Raw genomic sequence first — 20624 nt, forward strand, 5'->3', positions numbered from 1 at the left:
AGGTCGACCGGCGGGCAGGTCGGCGGACAGGCAGGTCGACCGGCGGGCAGGTCGGCGGACAGGCAGGTCGACCGGCGGGCAGGTCGGCGGACAGGCAGGTCGACCGGCGGGCAGGTCGGCGGACAGGCGAGGGCTCCGGCGGCGGGCGCACAGGCCGGGCGGGTGGTCAGAGGCCGGGCGGGTGGTCAGAGGCCGCCGGGCAGCCGCCCCGGGGCGAGCCGGCGGTGCGGGTCGAGGTGGTCCTTGGCGGCCCGCAGCCGGGGGATCACCGCCGCCTCGCCCCACACGTCGACCGCCCGGCGCACCGCCGGAGGCGCGGCGACCACCACGCATCGGCCCCGGCGGGCGAGGAGCACCCCTCGGACGGCGGCGAGGATCGAGGCCACCCGGTCGACCGGGAGCCCGCCGGGCAGCGCGGCGTGCACCACGCCCAGGCCGGCGGAGCCGCGCACCGGGACGGGGGTGCCGGCGGCGTCGCGCAGCGCGTACACGGCGGCGTGCAGGTCGGTGTTCGGCACCTCGACCCGGAGCGCGGTGTCGCCCGGGGCGAACGGGTAGCTCCGCCACCACGGCGGCGCCGCGTGGGCGAGCGTCGCCGTACCGCCGAGCAGGTGCAGCAGGGAGTCGGCCCGCTCGGCCACGTCGGTCGGGCCGCCCTCCAGCAGGATCGCCAGCTCACCCGCGCCCTCGCGGGCCGCCGACGGATCGGCCCGGCGGCCGGCCATCGCGGGATGGTTGGCCCGGGCCGCCGCCTCGGCGGCGGACATCGGCCGGCCGGCAGGTCCCGACGCCGATCCCGAGGCCGATCCCGAGGCCGATCCCGACGCCCATCCCGACGCCGACCCCGACGCCGACCCCGAGGCTGATCCCGACGTGGGGCTCGCCGCCGAGGCGGCGACCGCACGCGCTCGGGGGCCGGCGGCCGGTAGGTCCAGTTCGACGGCCGCCGGGTCGAGCCCGGCGCCGAGCACCACCCGCAGGAGGTCGTGCACCTCCAGCGGAGTCCACACCGGCCGGGACACCCACACCCGGCTGGCCGGCACGGCCTGCGCCCGCAGCGTGGCCGAGACGAGCACGCCGAGCCCGCCGTGCGAGCCGCAGAGCAGCCGACCGAGGTCGAGACCGACCGTCGCCGGGCCACCGGACAGCTCCGCCGCGCCCCGACCGGCGCTGATCAGCTCCCCGTCGGCGTCCAGCCAGCGCAGGCCGACCAACTGCTCGCAGGCGGTGCCGTGCCGGTGCCGCAGCGGGCCGGCTTCGTCGGCGGCCAGCACCCCGCCGAGGGTGGCCCCGGGCGAGGGCGGGTCCAGCGCCAGCCGCCGGCCGGTGCGCTCCAGTGTGGCCTGCACCGCGCGCAACGGGGTGCCGGCGCCGACGTCGACCACCGGGGAGCCCTGCGGCTGGTGGCCGACCCCGGCCAGCCGGCCGGTGTCGAGCATGATGTCGACCCGGGCCGGGGCGGCCCCCCAGTCGATCTTCGTGCCGGCGCCGCGCGGCACCACGGTCAGGTCGTGCCGGGCGGCCAGCCGGAGTACCTCGGCGGCCGCCCGGGGCCCGCCCGGGACGGCCACCCACCGGGCGGGCCGACCGGCCACCTCGTCGGCGGCGCCCGCGAACCGGGCGAAGGAGGGACCGCAGATCCCGGCCAACCGCCGGGTGATCTCCGCTGCGCCGGTCGAATCCGCTGCCATCGCCATGGCCGTCATCGTACACATGTTCTAATGGCTTGGCGGCGGGTCGCGCAGACGAGGCCCCGCCACCGACGGCGGCGGGCCGGTAACGTGACGCCGTGACCACCGAGACCACCCCGCCCGTCGCCCGACGGGTCCCCGCGGAGCGCGCCCACCACGGCGACACCGTCGTCGACGAGTACGCCTGGCTCGCCACCAAGGACGACCCGGCGACCATCGCCCACCTCACCGCCGAGAACGCCTACACCGAGGCCCGCACCGCGCACCTGGCGGAGCTGCGCGGCACGCTGTTCGAGGAGACCCGGCAGCGCACCCAGGAGACCGACCTGTCGGTGCCCACCCGCAAGGGCGGCCACTGGTACTACACCCGCACCGTCGAGGGCCAGCAGTACGGCGTGCACTGCCGCCGTGCGGTCCGTGACGACGAGACCACGCCCCCGGTCAGCACGGACGGCTCCCCGCTCGACGGCGAGGAGGTGCTGCTCGACGGCAACCAGCTCGCCGAGGGGCACGACTTCTTCTCCCTCGGCGCGTTCGACGTCAGCCCGGACGGACGCTGGCTGGCGTACTCGACGGACTTCTCCGGCGACGAACGGTTCACCCTGCGGGTCAAGGACCTCACCACCGGCGAGCTGCTCGGCGACGAGGTGCCCGACACCTTCTACGGCACCGCCTGGTCGGCCGACGCCTCGGTGCTGTTCTACGTCACGGTCGACGAGGCGTGGCGACCCAACCGGGTCTGGCGGCACACCGTCGGCACCCCGTCGGGCGAGGACGTGGTGGTGCACGTCGAGGACGACGAGCGGTTCTGGGTGGGCGTCGAGCTGACCCGCTCCGAGCGGTTCGTGCTCATCGACATCCACAGCAAGGTCACCAGCGAGGTCCGGGTGATCCCGGCCGGCAACCCCACCGGCGAGCCCGCCGTAATCGCCCCCCGCCGGCAGGGCGTCGAGTACGCCGTCGAACACCACGGCCACCGTTTCCTGATCCTGCACAACGACGGCGCGGAGGACTTCGCGCTGGCGTACACCTCGGCGGACGCTCCCGGCGACTGGGTGCCACTGATCGAGCACTCCCCCGGCACCCGGCTGGAGTCGGTCGACGCGTTCGCCGATCACCTCGTCGTCTCGCTGCGCAGCAACGGCCTCACCGGCCTGCGGGTCCTGCCCGTCGGCGGCGGTGACGGGCACGACATCGACTTCCCGGAGCCGATCCACAGCGTCGGCCTGGACGCCAACCCGGAGTACCGCACCCGGCAGATCCGGTTCCGCTACACCTCGCTGGTCACCCCCGACTCGGTGTACGACTACGACCTGGTCACCCGGGAGATGGAGCTGCGCCGGCGCAAGCCCGTCCGGCCCGGCCCGGACGGGCGGGAGTACGACCCGGCCGACTACGAGCAGCACCGCGACTGGGCGCTCGCCGACGACGGCACCCGGGTGCCGATCTCGCTGGTCTGCCGCGCCGGCACCCCGCGCGACGGCTCCGCCCCGGCCGTCATCTACGGCTACGGCTCGTACGAGGCGAGCATGGACCCGTGGTTCTCCATCGCCCGGCTCAGCCTGCTCGACCGGGGCGTCATCTTCGCCGTGGCACACGTCCGGGGCGGCGGCGAACTGGGCCGGCGCTGGTACGACGAGGGCAAGCTGCTGGCCAAGAAGAACACCTTCACCGATTTCGTCGCCTGCGCCCGGCACCTGGTCAAGGCCGGCTGGACGGCGAGCGACCGGCTGGTCGCCCGGGGCGCCTCGGCCGGTGGCCTGCTGATGGGCGCGGTGGCCAACCTCGCCCCGGACGCGTTCGCCGGGATCGTCGCGCAGGTGCCCTTCGTGGACGCGCTCACCTCGATCCTCGACCCGTCGCTGCCGCTGACCGTCACCGAGTGGGAGGAGTGGGGCAACCCGCTCGCCGACCCCGAGGTGTACGCGTACATGAAGTCGTACACCCCGTACGAGAACGTCACCGCCGCCGACTACCCGGCGATCCTCGCGGTGACCAGCCTCAACGACACCCGGGTGCTCTACCACGAGCCGGCGAAGTGGATCGCCCGGCTGCGGGCGGTCGCCCCGCAGGGCGACTACCTGCTCAAGACCGAGATGGGCGCCGGCCACGGCGGCCCCAGCGGCCGGTACGACGCGTGGCGCGAGGAGGCGTTCGTCAACGCCTGGATCCTGGACCGGCTGGGCCGCGCCTGAGCGGGGACCACGACCGACGGTGGCCGGGCGGCCGACGAGCCGCCCGGCCCCGGCGTACCCGCCGGGGCGTCGGCGGCCCGGCTCAGGTGGCCCGCAACTCCTCCAGTTCGGTGCTGGCGCGCAGGAAGAGCAGCCCGACCGCGACGGTGACCAGCACCGCGACGAGGGCGCCGGCACCGATCCACGCTAGCTGCGCCACGGGTACGCCGGGCGGGACGGCCACCTCCGGCACCTCCACCAACCGCAGGTAGGGCCGCCGGGCGACCGGGTCGTCGCAGACCGACCGGGCGGCGTCGCAGACCATGGTGGAGTGCCCGCCGCCCGTCGCCGGACGGCCGCCGACGGCCCTGCTGAGCAGGAATCCCACCACCAGTGCGAGCCCGATCGCGGGGACCGCCGGGGCGATCGCCTGCCAGGCGATCGCCCGACCGATGGTGGCCCGGGGCACCCCGGTGGCGACCAGCGCGGCGTACGCCCGTCGTCGGGCGACGATCCCGTCGACCAACGCGACGAGGAGGCCACCGGCGGCGATCGCCACCGCCACCCCGACCGCGAGGTCCACCAGGTCGATGCTGCGCAGGTAGAAGGCGTTGTTGGGGTTCGACTCCTGGAAGGTGAGCCGGTCGACCGCGATGTCGGCGTGGACGGACGCCCGCAGCCCGGCCGCGCCGGCACCCACCAGCACCGCCATCAGCAGCGCGGCGAAGGTGCGGCTGCCGGCCCACGGGTCGGTGGTCAGCCGGCGGGACGCCAGCAGCGCGGCGGGCCGGCGGGCGTACCGGTGCAGCAGCCGGCCCGCCGTGTACGAGAACCAGCCGCTACTCAGCACCACGCCCACCATGGCGGCGGTGGCGCCGCCGGCTATCAGCAGCGGCGGCAGCAGCACCGGCGGTTCCCGGTGCCGGACGGTGAACCAGTCGAGCACCCGGCCGAACGAGGCGAAGGTGGCCAGCCCGGCGACGAGCAGCACCCACGCCCAGGGGCCGGGCGCGTGTTCCCGGGTCCGGCGGAGCACGCCGAACGGCGTGGCGCTAACCCCGCGCAGCAGCACCGCGCCGACCAGCCCGGTCAGCACCGGCAGCCCGAGCACCACCGCCCCGATCGCCACCGGCGACGGGAGCACGTCGGTGGGCAGGGGCAGCCGCCCCCGCGCGTCGGGCTGGTCGAGCGGCACCCGGCCGATCAGGTAGACCGCCAGCCCGACGAGGGTGCCGACCAGGCTGGCCAGCCCGGTCTCCAGCACGACCAGCCGGGTCACCTGCCCGGGGGTGGCCCCGGCCAGCCGGAGCCCGGCCAGCCGCCGGTCCCGGGCCGGGGCGCCGAGCCGGACGCACTGCCCGGCCAGCGTGAGCACCGGAATGGTGAGCAGCAGCAGCGCGATCGCGGTGCCGCCGCGCAGGCCGGGCTCGCGGAGCAGCGCGTTGGCGTACTGCGCCGAGTCGTTGTTGCCGGGACCGCCGGGTGGGGTCGGGATGGCCAGCACGGTCAGCGCGGCCAGGCCGGCGACGGTGGCCAGGGCGACGCTGAGCGCGGTGAGCGTGACCCGGGCGGAGTCGGTGCGGTTGCCGGCCAGTGCGAGCTGGAGCGCGACGGTGGGTTTCACCGGACGCCCCCGGTGAGCGGCTGCTCCAGGCCGAGGCCGGTCGGGTCGACCACGCCGTCGCGGAGCATCACCTCCCGGTCGGCGTAGGCGGCGATCCGGGGCTCGTGGGTGACCAGGACGACGGTGGTGCCCTGGCCCCGGGCGAGCCGGACGAACCGGGTGAGGACCTCCTCGCCGCTGAGCGTGTCCAGCGCTCCCGTCGGCTCGTCGGCGAAGACCACCCGGGGCTCGGTGATCAGGGCCCGGGCGACCGCGCAGCGCTGCTGCTGCCCGCCGGACATCGCCCCGGGCCGGACGTCGGCCAGCTCGGCGACGCCCAGCCGCTCCAGCCAGCCGAGCGCCGCCTCCCGCGCTCCTCGCCGCCCCGTGCCGGCGAGGAGCAACGGGAGGGCGACGTTCTCCGCCGCGGTCAACTCGGGGACGAGCTGACCGAACTGGAAGAGCACCCCGAAAGCGGTACGGCGCAGCCGGGAGCGGGCGGCCTCGGGCCAGGTGTCGATCCGTTCGCCCCGCCAGCGCACCTCGCCGCCGTCGGGCGCAGGATGCCGGCGAGGCAGTGCAGCAGGGTCGACTTGCCGCAGCCACTGGGCCCGGTCACGGCGACGATCTCGCCCTCGGCGACGTCGAGGGTGACGCCGCGCAGGGCGGGGGTCGGGCCGTACGACCTGACCACGTCGCGGGCCTGGAGTTCACTCACGAGTGCACCTCCCGGTGCCAGTCGGCGACCCGGTCCAGGGTGGTCCGCAGCCACCTCAGGTCGGCGTCGAGGTGGGCGACGGCGTAGTCGGCCGCGACGACGTCGTCGAGGGTGGCCGAGGGGGCCGTCTTGACGGCGGTGAGTTCACGCAGCCGGTCGGTGTGCGCCCGCGCCTGGGCGACCAGGTACGACCGGGCGGTGTCCGGGTCGGCGGCCAGCAGCCCCACCACGACCTTGGTGAACAGCGTGCTGGTCACGTACGGCATGGGCGGCTCGACGGCGGTGAGCCAGCCGGCGAGGGCGGCTCGCCCCTGGTCGGTGAGCGCGTAGGCGGTCCGGTCCGGACCGGCCTCGCGTTCCTGGCCGGCGGCCACCACCAGGCCGTCCCGTTGCAGCCGGCCCAGGGTGGCGTAGACCTGCCCGAAGGCGAGCGGCTTGGCCCGGGGCAACCGGCTGTCGTGGGCCCGTTTCAGCTCGTAGCCGTGCCGGTTGCCGGCGGCCAGCAACCCGAGCAGCACATGCGACGTGGACACCCGCCCACTATTCATTCAATGAATAGTGGGCGTCAAGCGGCCCAGGTCAGCGGCCCCAGTCCGGGTCCCGGCCCATCCGGCCCAGCAGCCGGTCCAGTTCGGTCCCGTCGGCACCGGTCGGCACCTCCGCGCCGAACGCGCCCATCTGCCGCCCCGTCGGGCCCATCTCGTCCATGAAGCCGTGCAGCGCCCCGACCGTCTCCGGTGCCGGCCGGTACGGCTGCCCGGTCGCCCGGGCCAGGTCCCAGCCGTGCACCGTCAGGTCGGCCACCGCCATCAGCCCGACCGTCGCCTGGGGCAGGCCCATCCCGGCGGAGACGCCCTGCTCGCTGGCCGGGTCGGCCCAGGCCGCGGCGAGCCGTTCGGTGTCGGCCGCGAACCGGTCCCGCCAGCCCTCGGTCAGGTGGTCGGGCTTCGCGGACCAGTCCACCGCCCGCCCGGCGGCCAGCCGCTGGAAGTTGACGGTCACCTCGTACAGGTGGTTGAGCAGGTCCCGGACGGTGTAGTCGGGGCACGGCGTGGGCAGGTCGAACTGGTCGTCGGTGATCGCGCGGACCAGCGCCACGGTGCCGGGCGCGGCGGCGGCGAGCAGCTCGCTAGTCTTTGTTGCCATAGGGCCAGCGTATGAGGGTGGTCTTGAACGAATGCGACAGCCACGTGGGGACAACCGGGGCATCCTCGACCCCGGCCGGCTACGCCGGGAGCTGCGCTTCCGGCGGCACCTGGCCGCCCCCGCGCTGCGCCCCTGGGTGGAGCACTACTGGCTGGTCGACTGGGCGCTGAGCACACCGTTCGAGCAGCAGGTGGTGCCGCACCCGGCGGTCAACGTGGTCTTCCGACGTGCCGCCGACGGCCCGGAGACCGCCGAGCTGTCCGGCGTCGGCCGGACGTTGTTCTCGATCACGCTGACCGGCACCGGCACGGTCAGCGGCGTCCAGTTCCGTCCCGGCGGCTTCCGGCCGTTCTGGCGACGCCCGGTCGCCGAACTGACCGGCCGCCAGGTCCCGCTCAGCACCGACCCGGCCGCCGCCCACGCCGCCGGGTCCGCCGTCCCGCCGACTCGTTGCGAGGGTACGGACGACCAGCGCCGCCGCGCGCTGGACGCCTTCCTGCTCGCCTGGGCACCGGAGCCCGACCCGGCGGCGGCCGAGGCGATCATGCTGGCCGAGACGATCCGGACCGACCGGAGCGTGCTGCGGGTGGACGACTTCGCCCACCGGCACGGCCTCTCCGTCCGGCGGTTGCAGCGGCTCTTCCTGGACCACGTCGGCGTCGGCCCCAAGTGGGTGATCCGTCGTTACCGCCTCCAGGAGGCGATCGAACAGGCCGCCGCCGGGCCGCCCGACTGGTCCGCGCTCGCCGCCGACCTGGGCTACAGCGACCAGGCCCACCTGGTCCGCGACTTCGTCGCCGTCACCGGCCGCACCCCGGCCGCCTACGCCCGCGCACTGCACTGAGCCGGCCCCGACCGGACGAGGACTGGTAGGCGGCGACCGGCACCAGGCCCCGTCGCACCTGCGGACAGGTGCGGGACGGTCAGCGGCGGCGGACCGCGACCACCGCGACGTCGTCGTGGATCTCCGGCGGGGCCAGTTCGACCAGCAGCCGCCGGCAGAAGCCGTCCAGGTCGTCGTCCACCACGGCGGCGGAGGCCGCCAGGGCGGCCAGTCCGTCGTCGATGGTGCTGTCCCGCCGCTCGATCAGGCCGTCGGTGTAGAGCACCAGCGTGGCCCCGGCCGGCAGGGTGAACTCCAGGTCCTCGGGGCGGTCCGCGCGCACCCCGAGCAACGGCGCCGACTGCTGCACGAACTCCACCCGGCCGTCCCCGCTCACCAGGGCCGGCAGGTGCCCGGCGCTGGCCAGCCTGATCCGGCCGGTCGGCGGATGCAGCAGCAGGACGCACAGGGTGGCCAGCTCGTTGCGGAGCAGCGTCCGCATCAGCACGTTGAGCCGGTCCAGGATCACCCCGGGCTGGTGCCCCTCCACCGCGTACGCCCGCATGGCGTGCCGCAGCTCGGCCATCACGGTCGCCGCGTGCAGCGAGTGGCCGGCGACGTCGCCGATCGCCACCAACAGGTGACCGTCGAGCATCACCAGCTCGTAGAAGTCCCCGCCCACCTCGGTCTGCGCGCTGGCCGGTTCGTAGCGCACCGCCAGGTCGAGACCGGCCACCTCGGGCAGCCGGCGGGGCAGCAGGCTCCGCTGGAGGGTGACCGCGATCCGATGCTCCTCGTCGTAGGAGCGCTGCGCCTCTACCGCCGACGCGACCGCCTGGGCGAGCTGCACCAGCACCGGCGTCCGCGCGGTCTGCGTGCTGGTCGGCACCACCACGTAGAGCGGGGCGCGGTCCTCCCGCAGCCTGGCGGCGGCCACGGTCACCGTGTCACCGGCCGGCCACCGCACCAGGTTCCAGCCCGCCGGGTCGTCCACCCGCACCGTGGCGCCGGTCGGCACCCCGGTGTCGTCGACCACCCATGTCACCACCTCCGGTTCGGCGTCCGGGCCGGCGGCGATCCCGGCCAGGCACTCCCCGTCGAAGGTCTCCGCGATCACCGCGGCCGGGCTCCTGAAGATCTGCGCCGCACCGGCCGCCGCCTCCTGCAACAGGCGGGCGAAGTTCGGCGCGGCGTGCACCGCGACAGTGGTGTCGGCCAGCCCGGTGAGCCGCTCGGCCAGCAGTTCGGCCCGCTGCCGCGCCTGGTAGTACCGCAGCACCGCGTGCGCGGTGGCGACCAGCTCCTCCGGCTCGATCGGCTCGGCCAGGTACGCGTCCGCGCCCCGGGTCAGCCCCTGGGCGCGGTCCACCACGTCGACCGCGTGCGCGGACACATGGATCACCGGGATGGACGGGTGCCGCGCCTTGATCTGTTCGCACACCTCGAAGCCGCTCAGGTCCGGCAGCCGTACGTCGAGCACCACCAGGTCGACCGGGTCCACCCCGACCCGCGCCAACGCCTCGGCGCCGGTCTCCGCCTCGCGGACCGCGAAGCCGGCCCGGGTCAGCCAGCTGACCAGGAGGTAGCGCTTGGTGGGGCTGTCGTCGACCACCAGGACCGTCGCCGGGCCGCCGGCCACCGTCACACCCCGCCCACGGGCAGGTCGACCGTGAAGGTGCTGCCCCGGCCCGGCGCACTGGTCAGCTCCAGGGTGCCGCCGAGCAGCGTCACCAGCCGCCGCGCGTACGGCAGGCCGAGCCCGGTGCCGCTGCGCCGGCTGGTCCCCGGCACCTGGTAGAACTCCTCGAAGATGCGCTCGTGCAGCTCCGGCGGGATGCCGGGGCCGGTGTCGGAGACGACGATCCGCCAGCGGTCGGCGTCCCGCTCGGCACGCATCCGCACCTCGCCCCGGTCGGTGAACTTCACCGCATTGTGCAGCAGGTTGCGCAGCACCTGGGCGAGCAGCACCTCGTCCGAGCGGAGCACCGCCGGGGCCGGCGGCTCCTCCACCAGCAGCTCCACCTCGGAGTGGAGGGTGAGCGCCCGCAGCGTGCCGCGCAACTGCCCGAACAGTGCCCGCAGGTCGACCTCCGCCCACTCCGGCTCGATCCGGCCCGACTCGGCCTTGGCCAGGTCGAGCAGGTCGTTGACGAGCGACAGCAGGTCCGCCGCCGAGTCCCGGATCAGGTCGACCTGTTGGGCCTGCTCGGCGGTCAGCGGGTCGGACGCGGAATCGGTGAGCAGCCGACCCAGCCCGATGATCGCGGTCACCGGGGCCCGCAGCTCGTGGCTGACGTTGGCCAGGAAGCGGCTCTTCGACTCGCTCGCCGCGCGGAGCTGGGCCGACTTCTCGTCCAGCTCGGCGTAGAGCGCCACCACCCCCCGGTTGGTCTCCTCCAACTCCTCGGAGAGCTGGGTGTAGAGCGCCAGCACGCCCCGGTTGGTCTCCTCCAGCTCGGCGTTGAGCACGGACAGCTCGTCCCGCTGGCTGCGTACCTCGTCGAGGGCGGCGATCAACTGCTCGTTCTGGGTCGCCAGCTCGTCCAGGGCGCTGGCCGGCGCGCTGTTGCCGAGCTCGGCCCGCAGCTCGGCCAGCCGCGCCGTGGTCAGCGCCGCAGCGGCGGTCGGGATACGTCGGGACATCCTCACGACCGTATCCCCCTCCGAGCCGGCGAGGCCCAACGTGTCCACCAGACGCGCGACCGCGCCGGACTGCGGCTCGTACCGGTTGTCGGGGAGGGGCCGCACCGGGGCCAGGTCGATCCGGAGGACCGGCCGGCCGGCCACCTCCTCCACCAGGGAGAAGGTGACGTCCGCCCCGTCGACGACGCGCAGCAGGTCGCGGGCCACCTCGCTGAGCGCCGTGGCGACCCGGATCTGGTCCTGGTGCTCCAGGCCGACGGCCGCCGCGACCTCCCGGCCCCGCTGGCGTACGCCGAAGATGTCCTGCTCCACCCGGAGAGCCATGCGCAGAAGGGGCTCCCGGCCGGTCATGCCGGGGTCCTCGCCACCAGCACGCAGGCATCGTCCCGGCGCACCCCGGCGTCGCGCAGCAGGGTCGCGGCGATCACCAACGGCGACCGGCCGGTCAGTCCGGGGTGGTCCTCGACCCGCCACCGGTCGACCACGCCGTCGCTCTGCATCACCAGCGTCGCGCCGGACGGGAACGGGTAGTCGTACTCACGTACCACCGGGCGCTGGTGACCGGCGATGCCGGGCAGCGAGACCAGCCCCCGCCGGGTGCCGTCCGGGCCGAGGACGGTGCCGGCGATGTTGCCCAGCCCGGCGTAGCGGAGCACGCCGGCCGCCGGGTCCAGCTCGGCCACCGACAGGGCCGCCCCCCGGGTGTGCGACATCGCCCGGTGTAGGTGCTGCACCACGGCGGCGGGCGGCGCGGCCGGCGCGCCCCGGAAGGCGGCGATGGCCGCCTCGGTGGCGGCGTTGGCCAACGGCCCGTGCCCGAGGCCGTCGCAGACCAGCACCTGGTGCCGGCCCTCGGCCACCCGGACGGCGTGGCCGTCCCCGCTGACCTGCTCCCCGGTGATCGGCCGGGTCAGCCCCGCCGCCCAGGCGGGTACGACCACGGCGGGCTGCGGCCACACCTGGACGACGAAGACGGTGCCCAGACCCGGCCGGGACCAGGCGTCGTACCAGCTCGCCTGCCGGGTGATGGCACCGAGCCCGATGCCGAGGGTGCCGGTGGTGGAGTGCCCGTCCCGGGACGAGACGGTCAGATCGGCCATGCCGGGGCCGGAGTCGATCGCCACCAGCTCGACGCCGGCGGCGTCGAAGGACCGCACCGGCCGCAGCAGCAGGACGCCCTCCTGGGCGTGCTTGACCAGGTTGCTGGTCAGCTCGGCGGCGACGATGGCCAGTTCGGCGATCCGGTTGTCGCCGATGCCGAGCTGCCCGCCGAGGCGTTCGGCCGCCCGCCGTACGGTGCTGGCGGCGCCGCCGCTCTCCACCCGGTACCAGTGGCCCGCGTCCGGGACCACCTCGGCGGTCAACGCGACCACTTGGTGATGGTGATCCGGGTGCCCTCGCCGACGGCGGTCTGGATGTCGAAGTCGTCGACCAGCCGGCGGGCGCCGCTGAGGCCGAGACCGAGCCCGCCGCCGGTGGTGTAGCCGTCGGTGAGGGCGAGGGTCAGGTCGGCGATGCCCGGCCCGGAGTCGGCGAAGAGGATCCGGATCCCGCGTCGCCGGCCGTCCTCGACCGTGGTCACCTCGGCGGTCCCGCCGCCGCCGTAGATCAGGGTGTTGCGGGCCAGTTCGCTGGCGGCGGTGACCAGTTTGGTCTGGTCGACCAGGGAGAGCTTGGCGGCCACCGCCACGGTACGCACGAGCTGGCGCACCCGGACGACGTCCTCGTCGCTCCCGATCGCCTGGGTCCTCGGGCCCAGGTCGACGCCGGCGGTCATGCTGATGTCGCCGCCGTCCCGGCGTCCGCGTCCTCGGGATCGTCGCCGTACCCGAGGTCGTCCTCACGGGTCGCCGCGATCAGCTCCATGCCCCGCTCCACGTTCAGCGCGGTCCGGATGCCGTTGAGCGACAGGCCCAGCTCGACCAGGGTGATGGCGACCGCCGGGCGCATCCCGACGACCACCGTCTCCGCGTCGAGCACCCTGGAGATCGAGGCGATGGTGGAGAGCATCCGGCCGACGAAGGAGTCGACGATGTCCAGCGCGGTGATGTCGATGATGACGCCGTGGCAGCCGGTGGCCACGATCCGCTCGGCCAGGTCCTCCTGGAGGGCCAGGGCGGTCTGGTCGGACATGTCGATCTGGATGGAGACGAGCAGGATGTCGCCGATCTTCAGGATCGGCACCCGCTCCATCACGCCTCCCGGCGTGGGTGGCGGCGGGAGGTCTCGGCGCCGGTGAGCCGCAGCACGTGCCGGAGGGCGTCGGCCAGGCTGGCCTTGGTGGCGATGTCGCCGAACTCGATGCCGAGCGCGACGATGGTCTGCGCGATCTGCGGGCGGATGCCGGAGATGATGCAGTCGGCGCCCATCAGCCGGGCGGCCACCACCGTCTTGAGGATGTGCTGGGCGACCTGGGTGTCGACCGCCGGCACGCCGGTGATGTCGATGATGGCGTACGGCGAGCCGGTGTCGACCAGGGTCTGTAGCAGTCGCTCCATCACCACCTGGGCGCGGGCCGAGTCGAGGGTGCCGACCAGCGGCACGGCGACCACGCCGTCCCAGATCTTGACCACCGGAGTGGAGAGTTCGAGAAGCTGCTCGGCCTGGTCGGCGATCAGTCCCTCGCGGGTCTGCACGTAGGTCTCGAAGGTGAGCAGCCCCATCCGGTCGACCAGGCCGGTGAGGTCGATGACGTCGCGCAACGACAGCTCGACGCCGCCGGTCTCCACCAGTTCGACCAGCACGTCCTTGAGGGCGTAGATGCTGACCGCGGTCTCGGTGGCGGAGAAGCTCTGCCGGGCCCGGCTGCGGGAGAGGTCGGCGAGCACCGCCCGCAGCTCCCCGGCCTGGGGGGACTGGAGGTCCGCCAGGCCGGCACCACCGGCGTTGACCATGCTGGCGTGCAGCTCCTGCACCTGGAGCCGTAGCTCGGCCTGGCTGAGCCGGCCGCGCAGCGAGGCGGCGACGACCTCCGTCCACCGCTGGATGATCCGCTCCGCGTGCTCACCCAGCATCCCGGCGAGCCGGTCGCCCCCGTCTGCGGTCAACGCCATGGTTACCTCCTGTGAGCTGGGCCGGCCGGACTCTATCACCGGAAACATGCGCGGTAGTTGTCACGAGGCAAAGGAATGACGAGGCCCACCCGGACCCGCTCCCGTTCTGCGGTTGAGCCCCTTCGTGGGATACCGTTCCACCTCTAACAGGAGGTCCGAATGTCCTTGACGGTGCACACGGAACAGCGCGGCGACGTCGTCGTCGTGTCGGTCGCGGGCGAGCTCGACATGGCGACCGCACCGCAGCTTCAGGACCAGATCACCGACCTGCTCGACAAGGGCCGCAGCCGGCTGGTGTTCGACCTGGCGGAGGTGTCGTTCTGCGACTCGACCGGGCTGTCGGTCTTCGTGCGCGCGAAGAACAGCTGCGACGAGGCCGGCGGCGTGGTCCGGCTGGCCGCCCCGCAGCGCGGCGTGCTGCGCATCCTTGAGGTCAGCGGTCTGGTCGAGGTGCTGCACACCTACCCGACGGTCGAGCAGGCCGTCGCGGGTGACCCCACCCCGGCCTCCTCCTGACCGACCCCTCTATCGCTCGTCCTCGATAAATCGGGGGCGGGCGATCAGCATTCCCGCAGTCGCCTGCACGGCGAGGGCGGTGATCAGGAAACCGAGCGGCGCCGTCCAGCCCCCGGTCGCCTCGTAGAGGATGCCGACCAGCAGCGGACCGAGCGCGGCGATCACGTACCCGGTGCTCTGCGCGAAGGCGGAGAGCGCCACGGTCCCGTCCGCCGTACGGGCGCGCAGGCCGATGGTGGTCAGGATCAGCGGGAACGCGCCCTGGCCGATGGCCAGCAGCATGACCCAGAGCACCGCCCCGTCGTGCGGCGCGAGCGCCAGCCCCAGGTAGGCGGCGGCGGAGAAGGCGGTCAGCCCGAACACCAGCGGGCGCAGGGTCCGCATCCGGCCGGCCAGCGTCGGCATCAGCAGCGCCACCGGCACACCGAGCGCGGTGACCCCGGCGAGCAGCAGACCGGCGGTCTCGGGGACGAACCCGGCGTCCCGGAAGAGCTGGGCCAACCAGCCCATGATCGCGTAGCCGCTGAGCGCCTGCACCCCGAAGTAGACCGCCATCGCCCAGCCGAGCCGGGTGCGGCCCGGCCGGACCCGGCTCCGGGTGGCCGGGGCCGGCGTCGTGGTCGCGGCCCGCCGGGCGGCCCGGGCCCGCAGCGCCAGTGGCACCCACGCGAGTACGGCCACCGCCGCCAACGCCGCCCACACCCCGAGTCCGGCCCGCCAGGAACCGAAGGCGTGCGCCACCGGCACGGTGGCGGCGGCGGCCACCGTGGTGCCTGCCGTCAGGGCCATCGTGTACGCCCCGGTGACGAGCCCGGTGCGGTGCGGGAAGTGCTGTTTGACCAGCATCGGCAGCAGGATGTTCGCCACCGCGATGCCGGCGAGGGCGAGCGCGCTGGTGAGCACGAAGACCGCCGCCGAGTCGGTCACCACCCGCAGCACCTGGCCGACGGTGAGGGCGAGCATCGCCAGCACCAGCACCCGGGCGGCCGGCCAGCGGCGGACCAGCCACGGGGTGAGCGCGCCGAGGCCGGCGAAGGCGATGGTGGGCAGCGTGGTGACGAAGCCGGCCATCGCGCCGGAGAGCCCGAGCCCGGTGCGCACCTCGTCGAGGAGCGGGCCGAGGCTGGTCACCGCGGCCCGCAGGTTGGCCGCGACCAGCAGCATCCCGACCAGCACCAGGGCGCCGCCGGTGACCGGCGACGGGGTGCGGTGGGGCCGGTCGGCCACCGGATCGACGACGGGGGCCTCGGCGCTGGCGGTTGGCGGGGTCATGGCCTCGAACCTACAATCATGGGATGAATTTTGTCAGCAGGTGTAACCGGTGACACCGTCGGTCGATTCCGCCGCCGTGCCCCCACGCGGCCACCGGGTACGCCAGACCATCGAGCAGCTCCGGGGCCGGATCCTCGGCGGCGAGTGGCCGGTCGGCGGGCGCATCCCCACCGAGCCGCAGTTGGTCGCGGCGCTGGGGGTGGGCCGCAACACGGTCCGCGAGGCGGTCCGGGCGCTGGTGCACGCCGGGGTGCTGGAGTGCCGGCAGGGCTCCGGCACGTACGTGGTGTCGACCGACGAGCTGGCCCCGGTGGTGGCCCGCCGACTCACCGACGACCGGATGGCCGAGGTGATCGAGGTCCGGCGCGCCTTCGAGGTGGAGGCGGCCCGGTTGGCCGCGCTGCGGCGTACCCCGGAGGACCTGGCGGCGCTCGACGGCGTGCTCGCCGAACGGGAGGCCGCCTGGCGGTCGGGCCGGGTCGGTGAGTTCGTGGAGGCGGACGCCGCGCTGCACACGGCGGTGGTCGCCGCCGCCCACAACGGGATGCTGGCCGAGCTCTACGCCTCGGTGGGCACGGCGCTGCGCAGCACCGTCGCGCACGCGATGGGCGACGCCCTGGAACCCGAGCGGTACGTCGACCACGGCCGGCTGGTGGCGGCGATCCGGGCCGGCGACCCGGTACGGGCGGCGATCGAGGCCGGTGCTTTTCTGGAGCACCCGTCCGGGGCATAGGTTGTCCCGGACGGAGAATCGGACAGCATGGGAGTGCGGATGCTCAGGGGCTTCAAAGACTTCATCATGCGCGGCAACGTCGTCGACCTGGCGGTCGGTGTCGTCATCGGTGCCGCGTTCACCGGCGTGGTCACCCAGCTCACCAAGTCGTTCCTCGAACCGCTGGTCCGGGTGTTCATCGCGTTGCTGACCGGCAGCAAGAACGGCCTGACCGGCTCCACTCCGACGTTCCGGGAGATCCCCTTCGACTGGGTGGCCTTCGTCAACGCGGCGATCACCTTCCTGTTGACGGCGGCGGCGCTGTACTTCCTGGTGGTGTATCCGATGAACCGGCTCGCCGAGCGGCGCAAGCGCGGCGAGGAGCCGCCGCCCGCCGCCCCGAGCGAGGAGGTCAAGCTGCTCACCGAGATCCGGGACGCGCTGCTGGCCGGCGGCCACGCCACCCCTGGACAGCGTGGCGCGCTGGACGACGTGCTCGGTCGGCGTACGGAGCCGCCCGCCCCGCGCTGACCCCGCCCCCGCACATCGGCCCCTGTGGGAATCCCACAGGGGCCGTCCCATGTCGTACACATGTTCGATAGAGTCCGGCCATGGAGCAGCGTAGGCACTGGTGGAACGGCACATGGGGACGACTGGCCCGGCGGGACGTGTTCCTCCGGGTGGACGCCGACCGCTGGCACGTGGAGCAGCGGGCCGGCGGCGCGGAGGGCGTCTCCCAGTTCTACGAGTACGGCAGCGCGGAGGAGGCCGAGGAGACCGTCCGGGCCCTGCTGGCCGGGACGGACGCCTGGCGGGAACTGTCCCCGCGTCCGCCCAGCGCCTGGGGCCCCGACCCGACCGGCCCCGGTGGGGCGGTTTAGCACCGGCCGGGGCCGGGAACCGCTCGGGGATGGAGCAGCAGGGCACCGAACAACGCACGGTTCTCTCCCGGGTCACCACCGGCATGCGGGTGGTCGACACCGTCGGGGTCGAGGTCGGCACCGTCGACCTCGTCCAGCGGGGCGACCCGAACGCGGTGACCGTGCAGGCGTCGACGGCCGACCCGGGCGGCAGCCTGAACGAGCTGATCGAGTCCGCGGCGGTCGAGGAGCCGGACGTCCCGGCCGACCTGGCCGCCCGGCTGCTGCGCACCGGCTACCTCAAGGTCTCCACCGAAATGGCCCGCACCGGCGCGGTGTACGTGCTGGCCGACCAGATCGCCACGGTCACCGACGGCCAGATCCGCCTCGAAGTCCCCGTCGGTGACCTCCCGCCGGAGGAGTGAGACTTCCGGGCTCCCGCCGCCCACCCCGGGTCAGCGCGACGCGGGAGCCGGTGGCGACGCGGGCTCGGAGATCGCCGGCGCGACAGGGGCGGAAGCCGGCGTTGCGGGGACGGAAGCCGGCGTTGCGGGGGCGGGGGCCGGGTCGGTGCCGGGCGAGTCCGTCCCGGCGCGGTGGGTGGCCCGGGGGCGGAAGAGCAGCAGCATCAGCCAACCCGCCAGCAGCCCCCAGAACGCGCCGCCCACGCCGAGCAGGCTGACCCCCGAGGCGGTGACCACGAAGGTCACCACGGCGGCCTCCCGACCGGCCGGGTCGGCGACCGCCGAGGAGAGCGCGGCGGCCAGCGCGCCGAGCAGCGCCAGGCCGGCCACCGCCTCGATGAGCACCGGCGGGGAGAGCAGCACCAGGGTGGTCGCCACGCCCGCGCCGAGCCCGAGCAGCGCCAGGCCGACGCCGGCGGTGACCGAGGCGATCCAGCGCCGGTCCGGGTCGGGGTGCGCGTCCGGGCCGGCGGCCAGCGCGGCGGTGATCGCGGCCAGGTTGACCGCGTGCCCGCCGACGGGTGCGCCGAGCACGGTGGCCAGCCCGGTGACCCGTAGCGCCGAGGCGAGCGGCGGCCGGTAGCCGTAGCCGCGCAGCACCGCCGTACCGGGCACGTTCTGGGCGGCCATGGTGACCAGGAACAGCGGCAGCGCCAGGCCGACCACGGCGGGCAGGCTGAACGCGGGCACGGTCAACGACACCACCGGCCGGAGCCCACCCACGCCCCCGCCCGACGTGGTCAGCGCGATCGCCAGCGCCGCCACCACCAGCGCGGCCGGGACGGCCCAGCGCCGGGCGAACCGGTGCAGCACCAGCCAGGTGACGATCACGGGTGCGGCCAGCGCGGGCACCTCGACCAGCGCGCGGACCGGGGCGGTGCAGAGCGGCAGCAGCACCCCGGCCAGCATCGCCGCCGCCACCGGGGTGGGGATGGCGGCGACCGCCCGGCCCAGCGCGGGGAAGAGGCCGGCGGCGGCGATCAGCAGCCCGCAGAGCACGAACGCGCCCACCGCGGCGGGCCAGCCGCCGGGGACCGGCCCGGTGGCGACCAGCAGCGCCGCGCCCGGGGTGGACCAGGCGGTCGCGATCGGCATCCGGTGCCGCCACCCGAGCCAGACCGCGCAGATCCCCGCGGCGACGCTCACCGCGAGCAGCCCGGAGGCGGCCTGTTCCTGGCTGGCCCCCACCGCCCGCAGCCCGGCGAGCACCACGGTGAACGCGCTGGCGAAGCCGACCACCGCGGTCACCGCGCCGGCCAGCACCGGTTGCAGACGATCACCCACGGCAACCTCCCCCGATCATCGTTCCGTTTACGGAACAGCGCCGTGTAGCACCATAGCGGCATGACCCGGCCCCGACCAGACCGCAGGTCCCCGCTCGACGCCGACACCGACGCGGTCGGCCGCCGGATCCGCGCCCTGCGCGAGGAGCGCGGGATCTCCCTCTCCACGCTGGCCCGGGCCGCCGGGGTCGGGAAGGCCACCCTCTCCGCGCTGGAGAACGGCACCCGCAACCCGACCCTGGAGACGCTCTACGCGATCACCGCCCAGCTCGGCGTACCACTGGCCGCCGTGCTCTCCGGGCCCGCCGCGACCCCGACCGTCCGGGGCGCCACGGTCACCGCCACCCTGCTGGAGTCGTTCACCGACCGCGACGCCAGCTTCGAGCTGTACCGGCTGCGGGTGACGCCCGGCGGGGAGCAGCTCTCCCCCGCCCACCAGACCGGGGTCACCGAACACGTCACGGTCTTCGCCGGCACGCTGCGCGCCGGCCCGGCCGACGCCCCGCTGACCGCCACCGTCGGCGGCCACCTGCGCTGGACCTCCGACGTGCCGCACGTGTACGCCGCACTCGGCGACGAGGAGGTCGCCGCGAGCCTGCTGCTGCGTTATCCGCGCACCTGACCCACGTCCGGCGCCCGGTGCTGCACCGCCCAGAGCGCCGCCTCGGTCCGGGACGCCGACCCGGTCTTGCGGAGCAGGTTCGACACGTGCACGGTCACCGTCCGCACCGAGATGCCGAGCGCCCGAGCGGCCTGCTTGTTGGACATCCCGGCGACCAGGCAGCCGAGCACCTCCACCTCCCGGCCGGTCAGCTCGGCGTCGGGCGGGACGGCGACCCGGGGCGCCGGCATCCGCAGGTGCTCCGGCAGCGGCTCCCGGGCCAGCGCCTCCGGCCCCCGCCCGGCGTGCACGGCCAGCAGCTCGGTGAGGGCGTACGGGTTGCCGCCGGTGCGCTGCCAGACGGCGAGGCTCACCCGCCCCGGCGGCGCGCTGCCGTCGTACACCTGGGTGAGGATCTCGGCCACCTCGGCGGGGCCGAGCGGGCCGAGGTGCTGGCGCACCGCGCCGCGTACCCCGCACAACCGGGCCAGGGCGCGGAGGGTGAGGTCCGGCGCGACCGCGTCGGCCGGCGGCCGGCTCGCCACCACCAGCAGAGCCGGCAGCTCCGGCGCGGTGGCCAGCTCGACCACCAGGTTGAGGCTCGCCGGGTCGAGGGCGTGCAGATCCTCCACCACCAGTACGGCCGGGCCGGCGCCGACCAGCAGCCGGACGGTACGCACGGCGAGTCGGAGCAGCGTGCCGGGCGCGTAACGCTCGCGGGGCGCGGTGGGTTGCTGGGCCAGCCAGGCCAGCGCGTCGGGCGGCAGGTCGAGCCCGCTGGTGTCCCGGACGCTGAGCACCGCGGCCAGCCAGTCGTAGGGAGCCGGATCGTGCACCCGCGCCGCGCCGGAGAGGATCACCGCCGGCCGGGGGATGAAGCCCTCCACCGCCGCCGCGACCAGCAGACTCTTGCCCACCCCGGCGACGCCGGTGATCACCGTGACGGCCGGCGACGGCCGGCACCCGGCGACCACGGTGGACCACGCCCGGTCGAGCTCGGCCAGCTCGACGGCGCGACCCACCATCGACACCGGGATCATTTCTCCAACCCTACGTACTAGTGCG

At 74.7% G+C, this 20624-nt stretch carries 21 protein-coding genes and 1 pseudogene; 8 read left to right on the forward strand and 14 right to left on the reverse strand.

Features of this window, described 5'->3' with window-relative positions:
* Window positions 1-185: 185 nt before the first annotated feature.
* On the reverse strand, window positions 186-1706 hold the full coding sequence (locus ACIQG9_RS11185; protein ID WP_400400352.1) for an FAD-binding oxidoreductase: 1521 nt from the start codon (window positions 1704-1706) through the stop codon (window positions 186-188).
* A gap of 83 nt (window positions 1707-1789) precedes the next feature.
* Here ACIQG9_RS11185 and ACIQG9_RS11190 point away from each other — a divergent pair, with 83 nt between their 5' ends.
* Complete coding sequence (locus ACIQG9_RS11190; RefSeq protein ID WP_400400354.1) at window positions 1790-3886, forward strand: S9 family peptidase; 2097 nt, start codon at window positions 1790-1792, stop codon at window positions 3884-3886.
* 82 nt (window positions 3887-3968) lie between these two features.
* Here ACIQG9_RS11190 and ACIQG9_RS11195 read toward each other — a convergent pair whose 3' ends face one another.
* From ACIQG9_RS11195 to ACIQG9_RS11210, 4 genes and pseudogenes are all read right to left on the reverse strand, one after another.
* Window positions 3969-5489 (reverse strand): FtsX-like permease family protein, encoded by a 1521-nt coding sequence (locus ACIQG9_RS11195; RefSeq protein WP_400400356.1) that lies wholly within the window; start codon window positions 5487-5489, stop codon window positions 3969-3971.
* Window positions 5486-6186, reverse strand: a pseudogene (locus tag ACIQG9_RS11200) (ABC transporter ATP-binding protein). Before ACIQG9_RS11200 ends, ACIQG9_RS11195 begins: the two are co-directional and overlap by 4 nt.
* A complete protein-coding gene (locus tag ACIQG9_RS11205) occupies window positions 6183-6719 on the reverse strand; it encodes a PadR family transcriptional regulator (protein WP_400400359.1) in 537 nt (178 codons plus the stop codon). Before ACIQG9_RS11205 ends, ACIQG9_RS11200 begins: the two are co-directional and overlap by 4 nt.
* Before the next feature lie 46 nt (window positions 6720-6765).
* Window positions 6766-7332, reverse strand: coding sequence for a TIGR03086 family metal-binding protein (locus ACIQG9_RS11210; RefSeq protein ID WP_400400361.1), 567 nt, complete (start codon window positions 7330-7332; stop codon window positions 6766-6768).
* A 31-nt stretch (window positions 7333-7363) separates the two neighbouring features.
* On the opposite strand from ACIQG9_RS11210, the gene ACIQG9_RS11215 reads away from it, so the two are divergent.
* A complete protein-coding gene (locus ACIQG9_RS11215) occupies window positions 7364-8176 on the forward strand; it encodes a DUF6597 domain-containing transcriptional factor (RefSeq protein WP_400400364.1) in 813 nt (270 codons plus the stop codon).
* Window positions 8177-8255: 79 nt separating this feature from the next.
* Here ACIQG9_RS11215 and ACIQG9_RS11220 read toward each other — a convergent pair whose 3' ends face one another.
* The 6 genes from ACIQG9_RS11220 to ACIQG9_RS11245 are packed head-to-tail and all read right to left on the reverse strand — an operon-like array spanning window position 8256 to window position 13851.
* Window positions 8256-9794, reverse strand: a complete 1539-nt coding sequence (locus ACIQG9_RS11220) for a SpoIIE family protein phosphatase (RefSeq protein WP_400400366.1) — start codon at window positions 9792-9794, stop codon at window positions 8256-8258.
* A 2-nt stretch (window positions 9795-9796) separates the two neighbouring features.
* The gene (locus tag ACIQG9_RS11225; RefSeq protein ID WP_400400367.1) at window positions 9797-11149 is read right to left on the reverse strand and encodes an ATP-binding protein; all 1353 of its coding nucleotides are present in this window, start codon (window positions 11147-11149) and stop codon (window positions 9797-9799) included.
* Window positions 11146-12162: a SpoIIE family protein phosphatase gene (locus ACIQG9_RS11230; RefSeq protein ID WP_400400948.1), complete on the reverse strand. Its 1017-nt coding sequence runs from the start codon at window positions 12160-12162 to the stop codon at window positions 11146-11148. The genes ACIQG9_RS11225 and ACIQG9_RS11230 overlap by 4 nt, the downstream gene beginning before the upstream one ends.
* Window positions 12159-12575, reverse strand: coding sequence for an ATP-binding protein (locus tag ACIQG9_RS11235; protein WP_400400370.1), 417 nt, complete (start codon window positions 12573-12575; stop codon window positions 12159-12161). The genes ACIQG9_RS11230 and ACIQG9_RS11235 overlap by 4 nt, the downstream gene beginning before the upstream one ends.
* A complete protein-coding gene (locus ACIQG9_RS11240) occupies window positions 12572-12991 on the reverse strand; it encodes an STAS domain-containing protein (RefSeq protein ID WP_400400373.1) in 420 nt (139 codons plus the stop codon). Before ACIQG9_RS11240 ends, ACIQG9_RS11235 begins: the two co-directional genes overlap by 4 nt.
* Window positions 12991-13851, reverse strand: coding sequence for an STAS domain-containing protein (locus ACIQG9_RS11245; RefSeq protein WP_400400376.1), 861 nt, complete (start codon window positions 13849-13851; stop codon window positions 12991-12993). The genes ACIQG9_RS11240 and ACIQG9_RS11245 overlap by 1 nt, the downstream gene beginning before the upstream one ends.
* Before the next feature lie 159 nt (window positions 13852-14010).
* Between ACIQG9_RS11245 and ACIQG9_RS11250 the strand changes: the two genes are divergently transcribed.
* Complete coding sequence (locus ACIQG9_RS11250; protein ID WP_088642031.1) at window positions 14011-14367, forward strand: STAS domain-containing protein; 357 nt, start codon at window positions 14011-14013, stop codon at window positions 14365-14367.
* A 9-nt stretch (window positions 14368-14376) separates the two neighbouring features.
* Here the strand turns inward: ACIQG9_RS11250 and ACIQG9_RS11255 are convergent, their stop codons facing one another.
* Window positions 14377-15531: an MFS transporter gene (locus ACIQG9_RS11255; RefSeq protein WP_400400950.1), complete on the reverse strand. Its 1155-nt coding sequence runs from the start codon at window positions 15529-15531 to the stop codon at window positions 14377-14379.
* 157 nt (window positions 15532-15688) lie between these two features.
* On the opposite strand from ACIQG9_RS11255, the gene ACIQG9_RS11260 reads away from it, so the two are divergent.
* From ACIQG9_RS11260 to ACIQG9_RS11275, 4 genes are all read left to right on the forward strand, one after another.
* Window positions 15689-16372, forward strand: coding sequence for a FadR/GntR family transcriptional regulator (locus ACIQG9_RS11260; RefSeq protein ID WP_400400380.1), 684 nt, complete (start codon window positions 15689-15691; stop codon window positions 16370-16372).
* Between the two features lie 39 nt (window positions 16373-16411).
* Window positions 16412-16882: a large conductance mechanosensitive channel protein MscL gene (gene mscL, locus ACIQG9_RS11265; protein ID WP_400400382.1), complete on the forward strand. Its 471-nt coding sequence runs from the start codon at window positions 16412-16414 to the stop codon at window positions 16880-16882.
* Between the two features lie 80 nt (window positions 16883-16962).
* Window positions 16963-17232, forward strand: a complete 270-nt coding sequence (locus tag ACIQG9_RS11270) for a hypothetical protein (protein WP_400400384.1) — start codon at window positions 16963-16965, stop codon at window positions 17230-17232.
* Window positions 17233-17261: 29 nt separating this feature from the next.
* Window positions 17262-17636 (forward strand): hypothetical protein, encoded by a 375-nt coding sequence (locus ACIQG9_RS11275; protein WP_400400387.1) that lies wholly within the window; start codon window positions 17262-17264, stop codon window positions 17634-17636.
* A 30-nt stretch (window positions 17637-17666) separates the two neighbouring features.
* Here ACIQG9_RS11275 and ACIQG9_RS11280 read toward each other — a convergent pair whose 3' ends face one another.
* Window positions 17667-18959 carry a benzoate/H(+) symporter BenE family transporter gene (locus ACIQG9_RS11280; protein WP_400400390.1) on the reverse strand — a complete coding sequence of 431 codons (1293 nt, stop codon included), beginning with the start codon at window positions 18957-18959 and terminating at the stop codon, window positions 17667-17669.
* 60 nt (window positions 18960-19019) lie between these two features.
* Between ACIQG9_RS11280 and ACIQG9_RS11285 the strand changes: the two genes are divergently transcribed.
* On the forward strand, window positions 19020-19580 hold the full coding sequence (locus ACIQG9_RS11285; protein WP_400400392.1) for a helix-turn-helix domain-containing protein: 561 nt from the start codon (window positions 19020-19022) through the stop codon (window positions 19578-19580).
* Here ACIQG9_RS11285 and ACIQG9_RS11290 read toward each other — a convergent pair.
* Window positions 19565-20599, reverse strand: a complete 1035-nt coding sequence (locus tag ACIQG9_RS11290; protein WP_400400395.1) for a LuxR C-terminal-related transcriptional regulator — start codon at window positions 20597-20599, stop codon at window positions 19565-19567. The two genes, ACIQG9_RS11285 and ACIQG9_RS11290, sit on opposite strands and share 16 nt — an antisense overlap.
* Window positions 20600-20624 lie beyond the last annotated feature (25 nt).

The sequence above is a fragment of the Micromonospora sp. NPDC092111 genome (assembly GCF_044755745.1).
In the GTDB taxonomy this organism is placed as follows: Bacteria; Actinomycetota; Actinomycetes; order Mycobacteriales; family Micromonosporaceae; genus Micromonospora.

Bases quoted from the DNA above. Each gene is read 5' to 3' on its own strand.
- ACIQG9_RS11185 (WP_400400352.1), bottom strand. From the start codon at position 1,706: ATGACGGCCATGGCGATGGCAGCGGATTCGACCGGCGCAGCGGAGATC.
- ACIQG9_RS11210 (WP_400400361.1), bottom strand. From the start codon at position 7,332: ATGGCAACAAAGACTAGCGAGCTGCTCGCCGCCGCCGCGCCCGGCACC.
- ACIQG9_RS11215 (WP_400400364.1), top strand. From the start codon at position 7,364: ATGCGACAGCCACGTGGGGACAACCGGGGCATCCTCGACCCCGGCCGG.
- ACIQG9_RS11225 (WP_400400367.1), bottom strand. From the start codon at position 11,149: ATGACCGGCCGGGAGCCCCTTCTGCGCATGGCTCTCCGGGTGGAGCAG.
- ACIQG9_RS11235 (WP_400400370.1), bottom strand. From the start codon at position 12,575: ATGACCGCCGGCGTCGACCTGGGCCCGAGGACCCAGGCGATCGGGAGC.
- ACIQG9_RS11240 (WP_400400373.1), bottom strand. From the start codon at position 12,991: ATGGAGCGGGTGCCGATCCTGAAGATCGGCGACATCCTGCTCGTCTCC.
- ACIQG9_RS11245 (WP_400400376.1), bottom strand. From the start codon at position 13,851: ATGGCGTTGACCGCAGACGGGGGCGACCGGCTCGCCGGGATGCTGGGT.
- ACIQG9_RS11250 (WP_088642031.1), top strand. From the start codon at position 14,011: ATGTCCTTGACGGTGCACACGGAACAGCGCGGCGACGTCGTCGTCGTG.
- ACIQG9_RS11255 (WP_400400950.1), bottom strand. From the start codon at position 15,531: ATGCTGCTGGTCGCGGCCAACCTGCGGGCCGCGGTGACCAGCCTCGGC.
- mscL (WP_400400382.1), top strand. From the start codon at position 16,412: ATGCTCAGGGGCTTCAAAGACTTCATCATGCGCGGCAACGTCGTCGAC.
- ACIQG9_RS11270 (WP_400400384.1), top strand. From the start codon at position 16,963: ATGGAGCAGCGTAGGCACTGGTGGAACGGCACATGGGGACGACTGGCC.
- ACIQG9_RS11275 (WP_400400387.1), top strand. From the start codon at position 17,262: ATGGAGCAGCAGGGCACCGAACAACGCACGGTTCTCTCCCGGGTCACC.
- ACIQG9_RS11285 (WP_400400392.1), top strand. From the start codon at position 19,020: ATGACCCGGCCCCGACCAGACCGCAGGTCCCCGCTCGACGCCGACACC.
- ACIQG9_RS11290 (WP_400400395.1), bottom strand. From the start codon at position 20,599: ATGATCCCGGTGTCGATGGTGGGTCGCGCCGTCGAGCTGGCCGAGCTC.